Source organism: Paenibacillus hemerocallicola (genome assembly GCF_006265175.1).
Lineage (GTDB): Bacteria > Bacillota > Bacilli > Paenibacillales > NBRC-103111 > Paenibacillus_AB > Paenibacillus_AB hemerocallicola.
Genome location: NZ_VDCQ01000033.1, coordinates 67806 through 84002, shown reverse-complemented (window position 1 = coordinate 84002; position 16197 = coordinate 67806). Strand labels below are relative to the sequence as shown.

Here is a 16197-nt window from a genome sequence, read left to right as displayed (position 1 = left end):
TCTGAACGGCTCGCGGGGGGACCCGTTTTGTTCTCGCCACAGTTTACTTTCATCGTATCATAATTCGCATTGAAAAGTAAGACAAAGACAACCGCTTATCCAAATTACCGCCAAGCCGCTCATGAATAAATCGTCAGCTTCTTCCTAACCTTAAGATACAAAAAGCCCGCAACCGATATCCGGGGCCGGATACTCTTCAGCCTTCGGACACGACAAGTCCTGCGGTTTTTGGAGCCATACCATGAAGGAGGACGCCCCAAACGATGTGGAAAAAAATTGCATCCGCCAGTTTGATTGCCGTATGTGCCATGTTTTTGTTTTCATCGGTTTATCGGACGAAGGCTCCGAAATCCGTCAACCCGCCTCCTCAGCAAGAGCTGAATATCAAGCAATCGATGCTCGAGCAGGACGTCGCGATGACGGAACAGTTATGCCGGTCTCAATGTTCATTGGATTTCAAGCAGGCACTTCATCAATTAAACCCCGGAACACCGGGCGATGTCAAGTCCGCACTCGATGAATTGCGCAAGCAGCACGATCATATGGCCTATGTGGAATGGCACGGTGCCGACAACGCCAAGGCACAAGCTTCCTCCGGAGAAGTTCCGGCACCCGTTCGCGAAAAAAACGATCAACTGCTAAACGAAGCGCGTGAAGCCGTCCGCTCGGGACATGCTTATCAATCCCCAAAAATCGGCGAAGGCGAACAGCAGTATATCGTGATGGGAGAGCCGTCCGATGACGGTCATTCGTCGCTCGTCGGGGTCATTCACCAAGATATTTTGCATAAGGTTGCCATCGATCAACGCAAAAACTTGCGCATCGTCCCTTATCCGAGCGACAAGCGATGGAAAATCGAATCGGTCGATTCCAATACGTTGAAGGACGTCAAGGTCGACCATCCCGAAGATAATGAAGGAACGAGCCATTACCATGTCAATCAAATCGTCGTAAAATTCCGCAAGGAGCCCACCGAAGCCGAATTGGCCCAAATCCGCTCTGAAATCGGGGCAACCGATGTTCGCAAGCTTGGCTATACTTATGTATTCGAATCGAAAACCATTGAGGCCAAGCAATTGATGAGCTATTTTCAAAAATGGGACGTAGCTTTCGCCGAGCCTCATTTTCTGTACATGACCAACGAATCGGTCGAACCGAACGATTTGCTGTATGCCAAATACCAATGGAATTTGCCGGCAATCGAGACGGTACCCGGCTGGGACGTCACGCGCGGCAGCGAAGATGTGGTCGTCGCCGTTATCGATACGGGTGTCGATATGAACCACCCGGACTTGGAAGGGCGTACTATCGAAGGCATCAACATCGTAAGCCAGCAAAGCAAGCCGCTGGACGACGTCGGTCACGGCACTCACGTAGCCGGTATCATCTCGGCGCTCGTCAACAACCGGGAAGGCGTTGCGGGCATTTCGTGGTATAACAAAATAATGCCCGTCAAAGTGTTGGACGAAACCGGAGCCGGCACCACGTACTCCGTTGCCCAAGGCATTATTTGGGCGGCCGACCACGGTGCCAAAGTCATCAATATGAGCCTGGGCAATTATGCCGACGCCCAGTTTTTGCACGATGCGATCCGCTATGCCTATGACAAGGATGTCGTCCTGATCGCCGCGAGCGGCAATGACAACACGGAACGTCCCGGTTACCCGGCTGCCTATCCCGAAGTATTTGCCGTCGCCGCGACAGACTCCAAGCAGCAAAAAGCATCGTTCTCCAACTACGGCGACTATATAGACGTGGCCGCGCCCGGCGTCAATATCGCAAGCACGTATCCCGATAACCACTATGCCGCGCTTTCCGGCACTTCGATGGCCAGTCCGCATGTTACGGCTCTGGCGGCGCTCATCCGTTCCGCCAATCCGCTGTTGAAAAACACCGAGGTGATGGACATCATGCGCCAAACGGCAATCGACCTGGGCGATCGGGGCAAGGACAAATATTACGGCTATGGCCAAATCGATATTGTCAAAGCCGTTTCCCAGGCTGCGGGAACCCGCGAATCGCTTGCGATGTGGCCGGAATGGTTCGAGCGGGAAGTGGAACGATTGGCGCGCAAATATAAGGAGGAGTAAGCGAAATCGTGAAATGAGAAAGACAAATGAACGGCCGCATTAGGTTCCAGGAAAGCAACGGCTTCCGCACTCCGTTGAACCCTTGCTTTCCAATCACACCTCGATTCGCTTCGAGGAAGAAAAAAAAGGCGGCCTAATGGCCGCCTTCGTTCTTTTGCAATCTAATGTGGCTGTCGGAAAGCTTGCCGTAAGCCGGGTTCTGTCCTTCCGGTGGTCATAACGGGCACCACAACCCTCCCACCATTGAAGTGACAATCATCTATCTAGGCCCGCCATTGCTGACGGACTCCAGCGACCAACCCGAACGCGCCTCGGGCAAAGGCTGCAGAATCGGCATAAGCCGTCCGCCACGTTCTCTTCGGTCTTGCTCCAAGTGGGGTTTACCAGGGAATAAGTCACCCCATCCCCTCGTGGTCTCTTACACCACGGTTCCACCCTTGCCTGTTCGCCTCGCGGCGCCATCGGCGGTCCGTTTCTGTGGCACTATCCTTCAACTCGCGCTGACTGGACGTTATCCAGCACCCTGCCCTATGGAGCCCGGACTTTCCTCCCGTGCGTAAGCACCGGCGATTGTCTGTCAAACTTTCCGAAACTTGTTCTAGTATACCGGACGCAGCCGTCCTCCGCAACCCCAATTGGTTGTCAAAGCAGGGTATTTTTGCAACGATTCGTCCAATCGCCTTCAGGCGCAACCATTTACAGCAGCTTGAACGTTTCGGTATCGACTTCGGACGCTACAGCACGAGTGTCCGCCTTCTGCTCTATCAAACGCTCATTCAGCCAATCGGCGACATGGTTCTTCAATATTTTCTCGGCATTATGACCCGGATCCACGATTGCGATTCCCGCCGCGATCGCATCCTGGGCCGTATGATAATCGATGTCGCCAGTCACGAGCACATCCGCACCGGCGAAAATGGCATGCCGGACGTATCGGCTTCCCGACCCGCCCAGTACCGCGACCTTTTTGATGTCACGGTCCAGATCGCCTACGACCCGCACGAAAGGAACGTCAAACGCTTGCTTGACTTGACGGGCGAACGACTCCAGCTTGACGGTCTCCTTCAGCTTGCCCACCCGACCGAGGCCGAACGTCCGACCGTTCAGGTCCATCGGGTACAAGTCGTAAGCAACTTCCTCGTACGGATGAGCCTTCAGCATCGCTTGAACCACTTTTTTCTCCACACTCTCCGGCACGATCGTTTCGATCCGAATCTCGGATGCCCGCTCCAATTTCCCCGGCTTGCCGATAAACGGATTCGTGCCTTCCTGCGGCACAAAAGTTCCCGTTCCGGCGATGTTGAAGCTGCAGTGGCTGTATTTCCCGATCCAGCCCGCGCCCGCTCCGAACATCGCTTCGCGAACTTGATTTTGGTGCGTATCCGGTACGAAGACGACCAGCTTCTTCAGCTTGTCGGTGTGAATGTCCTCCAGATGGCCGGATACTTCCAGCTTAAGCGCATTCGCCATCATATCGTTGACGCCGCCTTCCGCGACGTCCAAATTCGTATGGGCAATATAAACCGCAATTTCATGCTTGATCAGCTTCTCATACAATCTACCTGCCGGCGTATCCGTCTGCAGATGCGATAGAGGACGATAAATGATCGCGTGATGGGCTACGATAAGCTCGGCGTTCACACGGATCGCTTCTTCTACTACTTCGTCCGTAACGTCAAGAGCAACCAGAACCTTGCGAATTTCTTTACGCAGCGTTCCGAGCTGCAATCCGATTTTGTCGTCAGGCACCGCAATATGCTTGGGCGCCAACCGTTCTACCAGCTGGATTACCGTTTGACCTTTTGCAAACAATTCATTACCTCCTTGATCCGGTTTCGATGGGCCATAAGCTCAGTACGACGCTGGAACGCGGCCTCGGTACCGCCCTGGGACATGCCGTCCATAATTTTGTCCAGCTTCTCCAGCTCCGATTCCCATTTCCGGAATAACACTTCATCGGCCCGGTCGATCAGAATCGGGCCGAATCGGATCAATTCCTCCGATTCAAGCGCCAAGCTATCATCCAGCGTCTTCCTGGCGTACAATAATTTGTTCCTTTCCGCCGAATCGGACCGACGCCCTGCGCACAGCACCTCATAGAACATGCCGTCCTCTTCGAGCACCGACTCGTCCTCCAGCACCCAATCGCCCGCCAATAGCCAGCGGCGCACTTGATCCTCGGCTACATTGGGCTGCAAGACGAGCCTGCTTACGCCGGCCAGCTTACCCTTGCCTTCCTCCAAAATGTGCGAGATCAAGCTGCCTCCCATGCCGGCGATCGTCACGACGTCGATTTCGTTCGGGGCTATAACGGCCAAGCCGTCTCCTTGTCGGACGGATACGACAGCGGCCAGTCCGGCTTCCTTTACTTGTTTCTCCGCGGCCTCTCTCGGTCCCGCGTTGATTTCGCCCGCCACCGCGAACGAAACGCGCCCCCGTTCGGCAAGGTACACCGGCAGCAGCGCGTGATCAGACCCGATATCCGCAAGTCGGGCGCCCGCAGGAACGTAACCGGCAATCGTTTGCAATCGTTTCGATAATTTTACCATGTCAGAAAACCCACTCGATCCATTTTTTTCGTAGTCCGAACATGACGGAGCCGGCAATAACCAGCTTGCCTAACAGCAGCAGCTGCAGCAGCGCTCCCTCGACCTCCCCGGTATAGAAACCGTACGCTTCCGGCATCCACCAAAGCGTGAAGCAGACGAGCAGCAAAACCGCACCCGTCGATTTGCTGGCCTTATGAAGCAGCCAACCGAGCCAACCGAACAATACGCACAGCGGCAGCCAGCTAATTTGAGCGCCAATCCAGTCCAACTCGACCCGATCGTGCAAAATCCAGGCATAGATCAATATCAGTCCGATCCAGCCGCAATAATGAAACAATCCCATTCGGGCCGACAATCCGATAATAATCCAGACGAAGCTGCATAGTGCAACATAAGCGAGCATAAGCGGCGGCTCGTCCAATCCGTAGTAACGCAGCAAGTAAAACCCGGCTCCAAGCAACGCGATAGAGCCTGCCCCGACAAGACCATACCCGACAACCGGATTTTTGCGAGCAACCAGCAGCCCGGACATATAACACCCACCGATAATAACCAAGGCTGACATAATTTGCAATGGAAAACGAAAAGAGTTAAAATGAAGAACGATATAAGCGATGAGGGCGGTAACACCAAATCCAAAAAACCAATTTCTCCAATTGCTGTTCTTTATCGAATTTTTGGACACCCCCAACACGCGGGAGTCCCGTTCGGCCGGATCGGCGTCATACAAGTTCAACAAGAAGTCGCAATAATGCTCGGGGAGCAGCTTGCTTCTTCGCCATTGCTCGATTTCATAGACGATAATTTTTCGTTTGTCCTGTTCCATTCGGGGGAAACTACCTCTCACGTTTGTTTTCCTTTATTATACTCCTATCCCCGAAAAGTCAGGCAAGCCGCATCAAGTAGGAACATCGCTTTTTGGGGTGAAATTAGGAAGACCTTGCTGTAGTCGTACATTACAGTAAGGTCTCCGGCATACCAAATGGGCGTGATTCTATGCAAACCTTATTCCAAAAAGTCTTTCAGCCGTTTGCTTCGGCTCGGATGTCTAAGCTTGCGAAGCGCCTTGGCTTCGATTTGGCGGATTCTCTCGCGAGTTACGCCGAACACTTTCCCTACTTCCTCCAGCGTCCTCGTCCGTCCGTCATCCAATCCGAAGCGGAGACGCAATACGTTTTCTTCCCTTTCGGTCAACGTATCGAGTACGTCCTCCAACTGCTCCTTCAGCAGCTCGTAAGCTGCCGCATCAGCAGGAGCGAGCGCTTCCTGATCTTCGATAAAATCACCCAGATGCGAGTCGTCCTCTTCGCCGATCGGCGTTTCCAGCGAGACGGGCTCCTGGGCGATCTTCATGATTTCCCGCACTTTCTCGGTGCTCAGATCCATTTCCTTGGCGATTTCTTCGGGCATCGGCTCTCTGCCGAGCTCTTGCAGAAGCTGCCGGGATACGCGGATAAGCTTATTGATCGTTTCCACCATATGCACCGGGATCCGGATCGTACGGGCTTGGTCGGCGATAGCCCGGGTAATCGCTTGACGAATCCACCATGTCGCATAGGTACTGAACTTGTAGCCTTTCGTATGGTCGAATTTCTCAACCGCCTTGATCAAGCCCATGTTGCCTTCCTGTATGAGATCGAGGAACAGCATGCCGCGCCCCACGTAACGTTTGGCAATGCTTACAACGAGACGGAGATTCGCTTCCGCGAGCCGCCGCTTCGCCTCCTCGTCCCCATTCTCGATCCGTTTCGCCAAATCGACTTCATCGTCGGCGGAAAGCAGCGGAACGCGTCCGATTTCCTTTAAATACATCCGTACCGGGTCGTTGATCTTTATGCCGGGAGGCAGCGATAAATCGTCGTCGAGATGAAATTCGTCATGCTCGTCTTCTTGCCCCATTACCATGTCGTCTTCCGTCTCGTTGTTCACATCGATGCCTAGTTCGGACAGGTGCTCGAAAAACTCATCCATTTGCTCGGGATCCTGATCGAATGGAGCCAGTTTCTCCATTATATCTTTATATGTTAAAGAAGACCGCTTTTTCCCTATTTCGATCAGTTGATCTTTAACCTGTTCGAGCGTAAGTTCCGTCTCCAGTTCGGTATGTTGATCGTTCGCCATATCCAAGCTCCCTCCTCCCTAAAAATATCAACGTCTCAACTCTCGCGGCGTCGAAAAGCATCGCTTTCAGTGGATTGATTATTGTTTAGGGCTATTATCTCTTTTGCAGCTTGCCGTTCAGTGCAAGGATTTCCAATTCGATTCGTGCGGCGCCGATAATGTCGCCGGATTTTTCCCGTGCAATCCGTTCTTCTACCAAACGCTCAATCGCTTGCTGCTGCCGATGCTTGTGAATCTGCCTCAAGTAGTCTTCGATGACCTGATCGTTGATGCCTTGATCGGACTCCGTCATCAGAATCGAGCTGGCGAGACGCTCCAGCCCGTCATCCTGAAGCGTTGCCATGTATCGGCTAGCATCCGGCTCGAATCCTTGCGCGTAGAAGGCATATAAATAAGCAGCCAATGCTGCGTGAGCTTCATCGTTAAAAGCATCCCCCAGCCGTTCCTGAACGAGGGCTGTCACATCTTTATCTTGCAGCATAACGTATAGCAAATGCCGCTCGGCTTTGTCATAAGCCGGTTTTAGTTTCGGCAGTGGGGAGGAATCGGTCCCGTCATTCCTTACAGTATTCCACGAAAATTCGTTATTATCCCCATTACGGCGCTTTTTTTGCTCTTGCTCGCGAATCTCGTTCGTTTCCTGCTTCATCGTCTCAAACGACGATATGGCGCTGAACTCCGAGGACAGCTCCTTCAGGTAATGTTCCCTTCCGGTTGGCGATTCGATCCCGGCAATGACTTCGCGAATGGCGGTTCTCACGTAGCGCAGCTTGGCTTCGTTGTCCTGCATGTTGAAGTTGCGACGCAAATGCAACAGCCTGAATTTTTCTGTAGGTACGGCCCCTTCGATAATTTCCTTGCGGAAACGGTCCGCTCCGAACGTTTCGACGTAGTCGTCGGCATCGAGCTTGTTCGGCAGCATCGCTATTTTGATATCCAAACCCGCTTTCTCGAGCAATCCCAAGTTTTTGTACGCAGCCGATTGTCCCGCATCGTCCCCGTCATAGCAGAGTACGATCCGCTCCGCCGAACGTCTCATCAGCAAGGCGTGCTCTTCCGTAAGAGCCGTTCCCATCGTCGCGACGGAGTTGTGGACGCCGGCCGACCAAGCTTTGATAACATCGGCGTATCCTTCGAACACTACGATTTGATTCGTCCGTTTGACTTCGGCTCTGGCCGCATGCATGTTGTACAAAACCCGGCTTTTGCGGAACAACGCCGTTTCCGGACTGTTCAAATACTTCGGCTGCTCGTTGCCGAGCGTACGGCCTGCGAAAGCGATCACGCTGCCTCTCGCATCGCGGATCGGAAACATGATCCGGTTGCGGAACTTGTCGACGTAACCGCCGGACGATTTGGCCGCGATAAGCGCCCCTTTCTCCATTAAGGGCAACGAAAACTCGCGCTTCACGAAATACTGGACCAGTGTATCCCAGTGCGGCGGCGCGAACCCGATTTGAAACGTCTCGATCAAAGAGTCGGTGAACCCTCTGGACCGCAAATAATCGAGCGCCGGCTTGCCTTCGGCCGAGTTGTTCAGAATGTAATGATACAGCTTCGCGGCGAATTCGTGGCCGCCCACGATTTGTTCCTTCTCCTGCTGCCGTTCCGCCTGCTCCGGGGATTGCTGCTCCCAGGCAAACGCGATATTCGCTTCCTCCGCCAAGTGCCGTACCGCTTCCCCGAACGTATAGCCCTCGATCTCTTGGATAAAGCGAATCACATGGCCGCCTACGCCGCATCCGAAGCATTTGTAAATTTGCTTCTCCGGGTTGACGTTGAAGGAAGGCGACTTCTCCGAGTGAAACGGACAGAGCCCTTTCATGTTTCGGCCGAGCTTTGACAAATGGACGTATTTGCCGATCACTTCGACAATGTCGTGGTGCTTTAGGACTGCCTCGATGATGTGTTCCGGAATCAGTCCGCTACTCATCCTAATCACCCTTTGCAAAAGTACACGTATACTATTCGCTAAATCGTCCCATTTTCCTGCAAACGAGTCAAAAGTTTTGTCAAAGTTTGTAGAAACGACTGCCGATCCTGTTCGGTAAAAGGCTTCGGACCTTTTCCGTACTTGCCTCCCCTACGCTGCTTGGCGCTTTCGTGCCGGTTTTCGAGCAAAAAATCGATCGTACGGTCCGTATACGTCTGACCCCGGTTCGATAAGGCGATCGCTTTTTTGGCCAATCCGATCGTAGCGAGGCCGAAGTCCTGCGTGACCAGAATGTCGCCAGAAGAAATGCGGTTGGCAATGTACAAATCGACGGACTGGTCGGACCGGTCCACTTGAACGATCGAGACGCCTTCCCGGGCTTCGAGCCGGTGATCGTAAGACGCAACCATGACAACGGGGACGCCGAATCGTTTAGCGGCATCCGCAATTTCGTTTTTAACCGGACAAGCGTCCGCATCCACAATGATTTTGACCCCGATGATTACCACCAATTTCCTTTGCAGCTTTCCGTTATATTATATACGAGGAAAAAATAAAAAATCCTGCTTTCATTTTCAAATTACAGAAAAGCTCTAACGCCGGAATAAATTTAAAATAACGCCTGCGGTTTCCTCCACCGCTTTATTGGATACGTCGATAACTTTGCAGCCGACCCGCGACATAATTTTGTGGGCATGCTCCAGCTCTTTTTTGATCCGTTCGATTTGGGCGTATAAAGCGTTGTCTGCCAACCCCAAGCTTTTGAGCCGTTCCTTGCGGATCATGTTCAGCTTCTCCGGATCGATGACAAGCCCGATCACTTTGTCGGGCGACACCGAGAACAACTGCTCGGGAGGCTGAAGCTCCGGAACGAGCGGTACGTTGGCCACTTTGAGCATCCGGTGCGCCAAATACATCGACAGAGGCGTCTTGGAAGTTCTCGAAACTCCGACCAGCACGATATCGGCGAGAAGTACGCCCGTCGCGTCCCGACCGTCGTCATATTTGACGGCGAATTCGACCGCCTCCACTTTTTTGAAATAATCCTCGTCCAATTGATGAATCAATCCGGGCTGATGAAGCGGCTCCCGATTGAATGCCTTCTCCAGTGTCGAAATAATCGGTCCGAGCAAATCGATCGAAATGACTTTCCGCTTACGCGCCTGTGCGATCAAATAATCCCGCAGCTCGGGCACGACGAGCGTAAACAGGACGATCGCCTGCGACTTGGCCGCCTCCGCCACGATCAGCTCGACCCCTTCCCGTCCGGTAACATAAGGAGCCCTGCGCACTTCTACGATATTGGGATGAAATTGGATGGCCGCTGCCTTCAGCACGGACTCCGCCGTATCGCCGGCCGAATCGGACACGACGTATACGATCGGTTTCGGAATAATTCGATTCATGGTACAATCACCGCCAGTATACAAAAATCCCGCCTCCGGGTTCTAGTTGGCCGCGGAAACGGGTTCGGATGTTTCGAAAATAATACCAAATTCAGGTCCGGTTTGCAAACAACCTTCATATTCCATACTTGTCCATTTGATCGATGAAATTTCGCGATTTCCATTTCACATCGACATGCGCGTCCAGAAATTGCCGGATGCACTGCTTCAGCTGGTTTTTCGTCGCTTCCTTAACTTCCGTCTTGCCAAGACGTCTAATGTCCATATGCAAAAAAAGCCGGAGCAGCTTAAGCGTCCCATCCGAAACGGCCAGTGCTCCCGGATCGGAATGCCGGCAACGGCTGCATACCGTTCCGCCCAAAGAAACGCTGAGCGCCATCGTTCCTTCCTTGGTTCCGCACGAAACGCATTCGTTCAATTCCGGCATATAGCCGGCAATGGCGAGCATTTTCATCTCATAAATATGCGTAACGATTTGCGGATCCTTCTCTTCGTCCATCGCATCGAGAGCCGCTTTCAGCTGCTCGAACAACGGGGCGTTTCGTTCGTTCTCGCCGATCATCCGGTCGGTAAGCTCCATCAAGTAAGAAGCGTAAGCCGTCTTATGAATGTCTTCCTTCAGCCGGTGGTAGGAATTCCAAATTTCGCCGGCATTGAGCGTACCCATGGAGCCCGGTTTGTAGCAGTTGAATTCCCCGTACGTAAACAGCTGCGCGATCGCGGAGTACCGGCTTTTCAGCTTCTTCGCACCCCGGGCCATGACACTTATTTTTCCCGCTTCCTTGGAAAATAAAGTGAGTATTTTATCGCCTTCCCCATAATCGATGCTGCGAATCACGATGCCTTCGACCCGAACCAGCATGCCAATTCCTTCTCCCCATGACAAATGTTCCGCGTGAGATCTTCTTCTTCGGATCAGTTCGTCAATTCCATATCGTCCGGAATAAGATCTTCTTCCTCCTCCGGCTCCACGCTCGCCTGATGATCGATTTCTTTAAAAAGCAAGTACGATTCCACATCACCCGTCATCGTAAAATACTTCCACGAAAAGTCGCGCATGCGGTTCATCCTTTCAATGAGGAAATATCTGATCGATACTTCATAGGATGAGCGAACGGAACACGGAGTATCCAATGTAAATATCCCCACAATACGAAGACCGGACTTCCATGCCGCATCCGATTTCGAAGCCGTCAATCGTGCCGGAAACCCAAGTCTTTCAACACATGCTCGCGATTGCGCCAATCTTTCTTTACTTTGACCCAAAGCTCGAGAAAAATTTTCGAGCCGAGCAGCGTCTCGATATCGCGGCGCGCCTGTTTGCCGATTTCTTTCAGCATCGCCCCTTGTTTGCCGATAACGATACCTTTCTGCGAATCGCGCTCGACGAAAATGACGGCTCCGATGTTGACCAAGCCGTTTTCCTCCACCTTCATGCTCTCGATCGCCACCGCGATCGAATGGGGGATTTCCTCGCGGGTCATATGCAATATTTTTTCCCGGATCAGCTCCGCGCAAATAAATTGTTCCGGATAATCGGTTACTTGGTCGGCCGGATAATATTGCGGTCCTTCCGGCAAGTACTTGCCGATCTGTTCGAGCAGCGTATTGACGTTGTTGCCCTGAAGCGCCGAGATCGGCACGATTTCCGCGAAATCGTACAAGTCCTTGTAGGCCACGATAATCGGCAGCAGCGCCTCCGGATGGACTTGATCGATTTTGTTTAGAACGAGCAAGACGGGGGTGTTCACGTTTTTCAACTGCTCGATAATAAAACGGTCGCCGCCGCCGATCCCTTCCGCCACGTCGACGAGAAATAGAATCGCGTCTACTTCGTGGAACGTGTTCTCCGCCACTTTCATCATATAATTGCCGAGCTTCGATTTCGGCTTGTGAATGCCGGGCGTGTCGAGAAAGACGATCTGCATGCCTTCCTTCGTGTAAACCCCGTGAATTTTATTGCGCGTCGTTTGCGGCTTGTCCGACATGATGGCGATCTTTTGGCCGATCACTTGGTTCAGCAAGGTCGACTTGCCGACATTGGGCCGTCCGATGATGGCGACAAAGCCTGATTTATGTTTGGTCATGTAATTCGTATACCCCCATGTCCTTCAATCATTTCGATGCGAGATCTGCTGGACCGAACGCTCCGGGCAGCAGCCTCGATACCGTCGTCTTTGTAATATCGCCCTTCAGGTTGGCCAAATATACCGGCATGTCCGGCGGACACAGCTCGACCATGACTTGACGGCATATGCCGCACGGGGAAATCGGTCCGTCCGTATCGCCTACGACGGCCATAGCCGTAAAGCTCCCCTGCTTGCGTCCGTCCGCAATGGCACGAAACAGCGCCGTTCGTTCGGCGCAATTGGTCGGTCCGTAGGCCGCATTCTCCACGTTGCAGCCATAGTGGACATGACCCTGCTCATCCAGCAGGGCGCTTCCTACGCGAAATCGGGAATAAGGCGCGTAAGCGCGTTCCCTCGCGGCAATCGCGTGGTGGATAAGCTCCGCCGCGTCGATCCGGTCCTTGTCCATCCATTTAACCTCCCTCAAGCCAATATCAAATAAAATGCCAAAGCGGTCATAGCCGAGCCGATGACCGCCCCTGCCACCAAAGCGGGCAGCTGCCGGCTCCGTTTGTCGTACAGAACGAACGTCAGCTGAATCGACAGACCGTAGCCCAACAGCGCAATGAGCGAATTGGCCGTCAGCAGCGCGATCCAGGTCGAAATGGCGAACGAAACGGCCGTCAGCAAGCTTGGCCTCAACCGAAACCGTTTATCGGAAAAACGCGTTTGGGCCACGATGACGATCAATGCGACAAGCGCTACGAGCGTCAAGATCAGTCCCGGCGTCAAAACGCTTTCGGTAGTACCCGCTTGGCGGATCAGCAGATCGAGCGGCTCGTAAAAAACGACCATACCGACGATAGCGGCAAAAACCGCCGATACGAGAACGGCGGCTGCGGCTACGTCTTTGGCGATCTTGGCCAGCGGATGCCGGTCGGGCATGGCCAGATCGACCGCTTTTTCCACGGCGGTATTGATCAGCTCGCAGACGATTACAAGCGTGACCGCCGACAGGATAAACAAAATTTCCGCTTTCGGGAGCTTGAACCCTATCGCCATAATAAGGGCAAGCAGGGCTACCGAAAAATGGAACTGCATGTTTTGCTGAGTCGATAGGGCGTATTTGAGCCCTTCGTACGCATAGCGAAAGCTTCTGCGAAACTTTTTGACGTCTCTCACCGCCGCAGTCCCGCCTTTTGCAGCACCGCTTCCTGTTTCTCGAACATGATCCGCTCCGCTTCCTCGTCCCCATGGTCGTAGCCGATCAAATGGAGAAACCCGTGCACGAACAAAAAGCCGATTTCCCGTTCGACGGAATGACCGTATTCTTGCGCTTGCTCCAAGGCTCGCTCTACGGAAATGACGATATCTCCGAGCGGCTCCGGATATTCCTCGCCTTCATCGTCGTCTACCCCGTTTTCGTTCCGCTCGTCGCCGTCGAATTCCTCGTCCGACAAGCCGTCATCGAGCTCTTCCTCGTCCTCGTATACGATTTCCGGCTCGCCCTCCACGCTTTCCAGCATCGAGAAGGACAAGACATCCGTGGCTTTGTCGATATTCCGGTAATCGCGGTTCAAAACGCGAATCGCCTCGTCGTTCACGAAGCTGACCACCACCTCGCCGGATTCGATCCCTTCCGACTCGGCCGCCAGCTTGAGCAAAGTATCCAGCAAACCAATTAACGGTTCCCCGATATCGAGAGCGTCCTGTTCGTCGTTCCATTCTAAACTCAAGGTCATCCGTTACCGTCTCCTTACGCTTGTTTGGCTTCCTTGCCGTCGCTTTTGGCCGCCGTATCGGCAGGATATTCGATCCGGGAATGGAATATGCCGAGCAGCGTCTCGTTCAAAGTTTTGGCAATCGTATCCAGCTCGCGAAGCGTCAAGTCGCACTCGTTGAACTGGCCGTCGTCCAGCCGGTCCTTAATGATTTTGCGAACCATCGTGTCGATTTGCTCGATGGACGGATTCCGCAAAGAACGCACCGCCGCCTCTACTCCATCCGCTATGCCGACGATAGCGGCTTCCTTCGATTGAGCATTCGGACCCGGATACCGGTATTCCTCCTCCGGTATCGGCTCCGCGCCTTCCGGCTGCAGCTTTTTCGCTTTGAAGTAAAAAAATTTCAATAAGGTCGTACCGTGGTGCTGCTCGGCAATATCGCGAATCGGTTTCGGCATGTTATGTTCCTTGAGCATCTCGACGCCGTCCCGGGCGTGGGCCACGATAATCGATTTGCTCAAAGCCGGCTCGATATGGTCGTGAGGGTTTCCCATGCTCATCTGGTTCTCGATAAAGTAGCTCGGCCGTTTCGTCTTGCCGATATCATGGTAATACGATCCGACCCGGCACAACAGCCCGTTGGCGCCGACCGATTCGGCGGCCGCTTCGGACAAGTTGCCGACCATGACGCTATGATGGTACGTGCCAGGCGTCTCCGTAAGCAGCTTGCGCAGCAAAGGGTGGTTCGGGTTCGACAGCTCCACCAGCTTCAACGGCGATAAAATGCCGAACGATACTTCAAAAAACGGCATAAGACCGATGACCAGAACAGCCGTCAGCAGCCCGGACGCAACCGTAAAGCCGAATGACATCATAATCTCCGTACGCGTATATACATTATCGAGAAAGGTAACCGCCAAAATCGCGACAGCTCCGGTCAAAGAGATCATGATGCCCGATCTCAAAATCGAAGCGCGCTGATTCGCCCGCTGGATGGCGAATACCGACGTAATGCAGACGACGAGCGCCAGCAGTCCGTATCGGAAATCGAACAGCACTTCGCCCTTGATGTTATAAATAATGCTGGAAAGAAGCGCGAACAGGATGGACGACACGAAAGCGATCGGCATTCCGATCAGGATCGCGATCAGCATCGTTCCCATGGCCACCGGGGCCAAATAGCCGATATTCGCGTAATCCATGTTTTGTCCGAGCGCAACTATTTTCATTCCGGTAATATTCAAGACATAAATGAGAACGAGCATAAGCAGCTGTACGTTATTGCTGCGGATCGAATGCTCGCTTTGGCGGACGAACATGTACAACCCGAGTACGAACAGTCCGCTTAGCAGCGTCAGCCCCAGCTGCGGCCAATAGTTTACCTTTTCCTTCAGCAAATCCATCGTTTTCAGCCGCTCGTACGTTTCATCCGACACCATTTCGCCTTTATGCACGAGAATGTCGCCTTTGTTGATGTAGACCGGCTTCGTGCCCTCGCGAGCCTCCGCCCGCTCCTGATCCGTCGCCTTCTGGTTGGCGAACTTGTTCGGCGTAATGACGAATCTGGCCAGCTCCTGAACCATTTCCCTGGACGTGTTCTTGGTCAGTGGCGATGTGTTGACGAGCTCGGCCACCCTTGTCCGCGCCGACTGCGCGTTCGGAAGCTGGTCGTTCATCAAACGGCTGACGACGTCTTTGGCCACGGGCTCCATCGCATCCAGATCTTCCTTGGTCAGCCTGGGAAACTTGAAATACACTTCTTCCGGGATACGGTACTGCTGTTCCGTCAATGCCGTTTTGACCTCGTTCAGAAGACCGTCGTTCGCCGGGTCGCTCGCTCTGATCGAAGTATATAGATTCCCCGTGTAATCGCTGTACATCGTCGGGAAGACATTGCGGAATACATTGACTTTATCATTGGTGCTAAGCTGTTCGTCGGCGTTGATTTGCCTTAATTTCTCGAAAATCGTCTCGATCAGACTTTCGTTTTTCATCGGCAAAATGGAATAGACGGGCTGAACCCGCCTGGCCGCTTCTTCCTTCGCTTTTTGAGTTTCGATCGCGTTCTCGATCTGCTTCGTCGCGTAGATCGTTTTCTCGCTCACCGCTCCCGGCTCGATATCGTACGTTTGGGGGATTAACCTGCCGGCCAATGCAAAGTAAAACAGAAGTCCCAGCAATGCGAACAACAGCAAGCGGATCCCGAGGCTTGTTTTCCAGCCGCCCAGCCGGTACGAATGTTTTCCGTCGATGGAAATCCGCTGGTTTTGGTCCACGATCAGTCCTCGCTTTCATCCGGACGAAA

At 53.2% G+C, this 16197-nt stretch carries 15 protein-coding genes and 1 other RNA gene; 1 reads left to right on the top strand and 15 read right to left on the bottom strand.

Going from position 1 to position 16197, the window contains the following annotated elements:
- The first annotated feature begins 263 nt into the window (after window positions 1-263).
- On the top strand, window positions 264-2090 hold the full coding sequence (locus FE784_RS22065) for a S8 family peptidase (protein WP_139604400.1): 1827 nt from the start codon (window positions 264-266) through the stop codon (window positions 2088-2090).
- A 173-nt stretch (window positions 2091-2263) separates the two neighbouring features.
- Here the strand turns inward: FE784_RS22065 and rnpB are convergent.
- The 15 genes from rnpB to FE784_RS21990 form a co-directional block, all read right to left on the bottom strand.
- An RNA gene (rnpB, locus tag FE784_RS22060) (RNase P RNA component class A) lies at window positions 2264-2676 on the bottom strand.
- A gap of 110 nt (window positions 2677-2786) precedes the next feature.
- Window positions 2787-3902 carry a Nif3-like dinuclear metal center hexameric protein gene (locus tag FE784_RS22055; protein WP_139604399.1) on the bottom strand — a complete coding sequence of 372 codons (1116 nt, stop codon included), beginning with the start codon at window positions 3900-3902 and terminating at the stop codon, window positions 2787-2789.
- A complete protein-coding gene (locus FE784_RS22050) occupies window positions 3878-4639 on the bottom strand; it encodes a tRNA (adenine(22)-N(1))-methyltransferase (protein WP_139604398.1) in 762 nt (253 codons plus the stop codon). Before FE784_RS22050 ends, FE784_RS22055 begins: the two co-directional genes overlap by 25 nt.
- A 1-nt stretch (window position 4640) precedes the next feature.
- Window positions 4641-5465, bottom strand: coding sequence for a hypothetical protein (locus tag FE784_RS22045; protein WP_139604397.1), 825 nt, complete (start codon window positions 5463-5465; stop codon window positions 4641-4643).
- Window positions 5466-5644: 179 nt separating this feature from the next.
- Window positions 5645-6760, bottom strand: coding sequence for an RNA polymerase sigma factor RpoD (gene rpoD / locus FE784_RS22040; RefSeq protein WP_139604396.1), 1116 nt, complete (start codon window positions 6758-6760; stop codon window positions 5645-5647).
- Between the two features lie 94 nt (window positions 6761-6854).
- Window positions 6855-8693: a DNA primase gene (gene dnaG, locus FE784_RS22035; protein WP_139604395.1), complete on the bottom strand. Its 1839-nt coding sequence runs from the start codon at window positions 8691-8693 to the stop codon at window positions 6855-6857.
- A 38-nt stretch (window positions 8694-8731) separates the two neighbouring features.
- Window positions 8732-9193: a YaiI/YqxD family protein gene (locus FE784_RS22030; RefSeq protein WP_139604416.1), complete on the bottom strand. Its 462-nt coding sequence runs from the start codon at window positions 9191-9193 to the stop codon at window positions 8732-8734.
- Window positions 9194-9286: 93 nt separating this feature from the next.
- On the bottom strand, window positions 9287-10099 hold the full coding sequence (locus FE784_RS22025; protein ID WP_139604394.1) for a pyruvate, water dikinase regulatory protein: 813 nt from the start codon (window positions 10097-10099) through the stop codon (window positions 9287-9289).
- A gap of 115 nt (window positions 10100-10214) precedes the next feature.
- Window positions 10215-10961, bottom strand: coding sequence for a DNA repair protein RecO (gene recO, locus FE784_RS22020; protein WP_139604393.1), 747 nt, complete (start codon window positions 10959-10961; stop codon window positions 10215-10217).
- Between the two features lie 53 nt (window positions 10962-11014).
- Complete coding sequence (locus tag FE784_RS22015; RefSeq protein WP_139604392.1) at window positions 11015-11158, bottom strand: YqzL family protein; 144 nt, start codon at window positions 11156-11158, stop codon at window positions 11015-11017.
- Between the two features lie 134 nt (window positions 11159-11292).
- Window positions 11293-12186, bottom strand: coding sequence for a GTPase Era (gene era / locus FE784_RS22010; protein WP_139604391.1), 894 nt, complete (start codon window positions 12184-12186; stop codon window positions 11293-11295).
- Window positions 12187-12214: 28 nt separating this feature from the next.
- Window positions 12215-12637 (bottom strand): cytidine deaminase, encoded by a 423-nt coding sequence (locus FE784_RS22005; protein WP_425465557.1) that lies wholly within the window; start codon window positions 12635-12637, stop codon window positions 12215-12217.
- Window positions 12638-12651: 14 nt separating this feature from the next.
- A complete protein-coding gene (locus FE784_RS22000) occupies window positions 12652-13350 on the bottom strand; it encodes a diacylglycerol kinase family protein (RefSeq protein WP_139604390.1) in 699 nt (232 codons plus the stop codon).
- The gene (gene ybeY / locus FE784_RS21995) at window positions 13347-13910 is read right to left on the bottom strand and encodes an rRNA maturation RNase YbeY (protein ID WP_139604389.1); all 564 of its coding nucleotides are present in this window, start codon (window positions 13908-13910) and stop codon (window positions 13347-13349) included. The genes FE784_RS22000 and ybeY overlap by 4 nt, the downstream gene beginning before the upstream one ends.
- Before the next feature lie 14 nt (window positions 13911-13924).
- On the bottom strand, window positions 13925-16168 hold the full coding sequence (locus FE784_RS21990; protein ID WP_139604388.1) for an HD family phosphohydrolase: 2244 nt from the start codon (window positions 16166-16168) through the stop codon (window positions 13925-13927).
- Between the last annotated feature and the right edge of the window lie 29 nt (window positions 16169-16197).

Coding starts and splice junctions, on each gene's coding strand:
- FE784_RS22065 (WP_139604400.1), top strand. CDS start 264: ATGTGGAAAAAAATTGCATCCGCCAGTTTGATTGCCGTATGTGCCATG.
- FE784_RS22050 (WP_139604398.1), bottom strand. CDS start 4,639: ATGGTAAAATTATCGAAACGATTGCAAACGATTGCCGGTTACGTTCCT.
- FE784_RS22045 (WP_139604397.1), bottom strand. CDS start 5,465: ATGGAACAGGACAAACGAAAAATTATCGTCTATGAAATCGAGCAATGG.
- rpoD (WP_139604396.1), bottom strand. CDS start 6,760: ATGGCGAACGATCAACATACCGAACTGGAGACGGAACTTACGCTCGAA.
- dnaG (WP_139604395.1), bottom strand. CDS start 8,693: ATGAGTAGCGGACTGATTCCGGAACACATCATCGAGGCAGTCCTAAAG.
- FE784_RS22025 (WP_139604394.1), bottom strand. CDS start 10,099: ATGAATCGAATTATTCCGAAACCGATCGTATACGTCGTGTCCGATTCG.
- recO (WP_139604393.1), bottom strand. CDS start 10,961: ATGCTGGTTCGGGTCGAAGGCATCGTGATTCGCAGCATCGATTATGGG.
- FE784_RS22015 (WP_139604392.1), bottom strand. CDS start 11,158: ATGCGCGACTTTTCGTGGAAGTATTTTACGATGACGGGTGATGTGGAA.
- era (WP_139604391.1), bottom strand. CDS start 12,186: ATGACCAAACATAAATCAGGCTTTGTCGCCATCATCGGACGGCCCAAT.
- FE784_RS22005 (WP_425465557.1), bottom strand. CDS start 12,637: ATGGACAAGGACCGGATCGACGCGGCGGAGCTTATCCACCACGCGATT.
- ybeY (WP_139604389.1), bottom strand. CDS start 13,910: ATGACCTTGAGTTTAGAATGGAACGACGAACAGGACGCTCTCGATATC.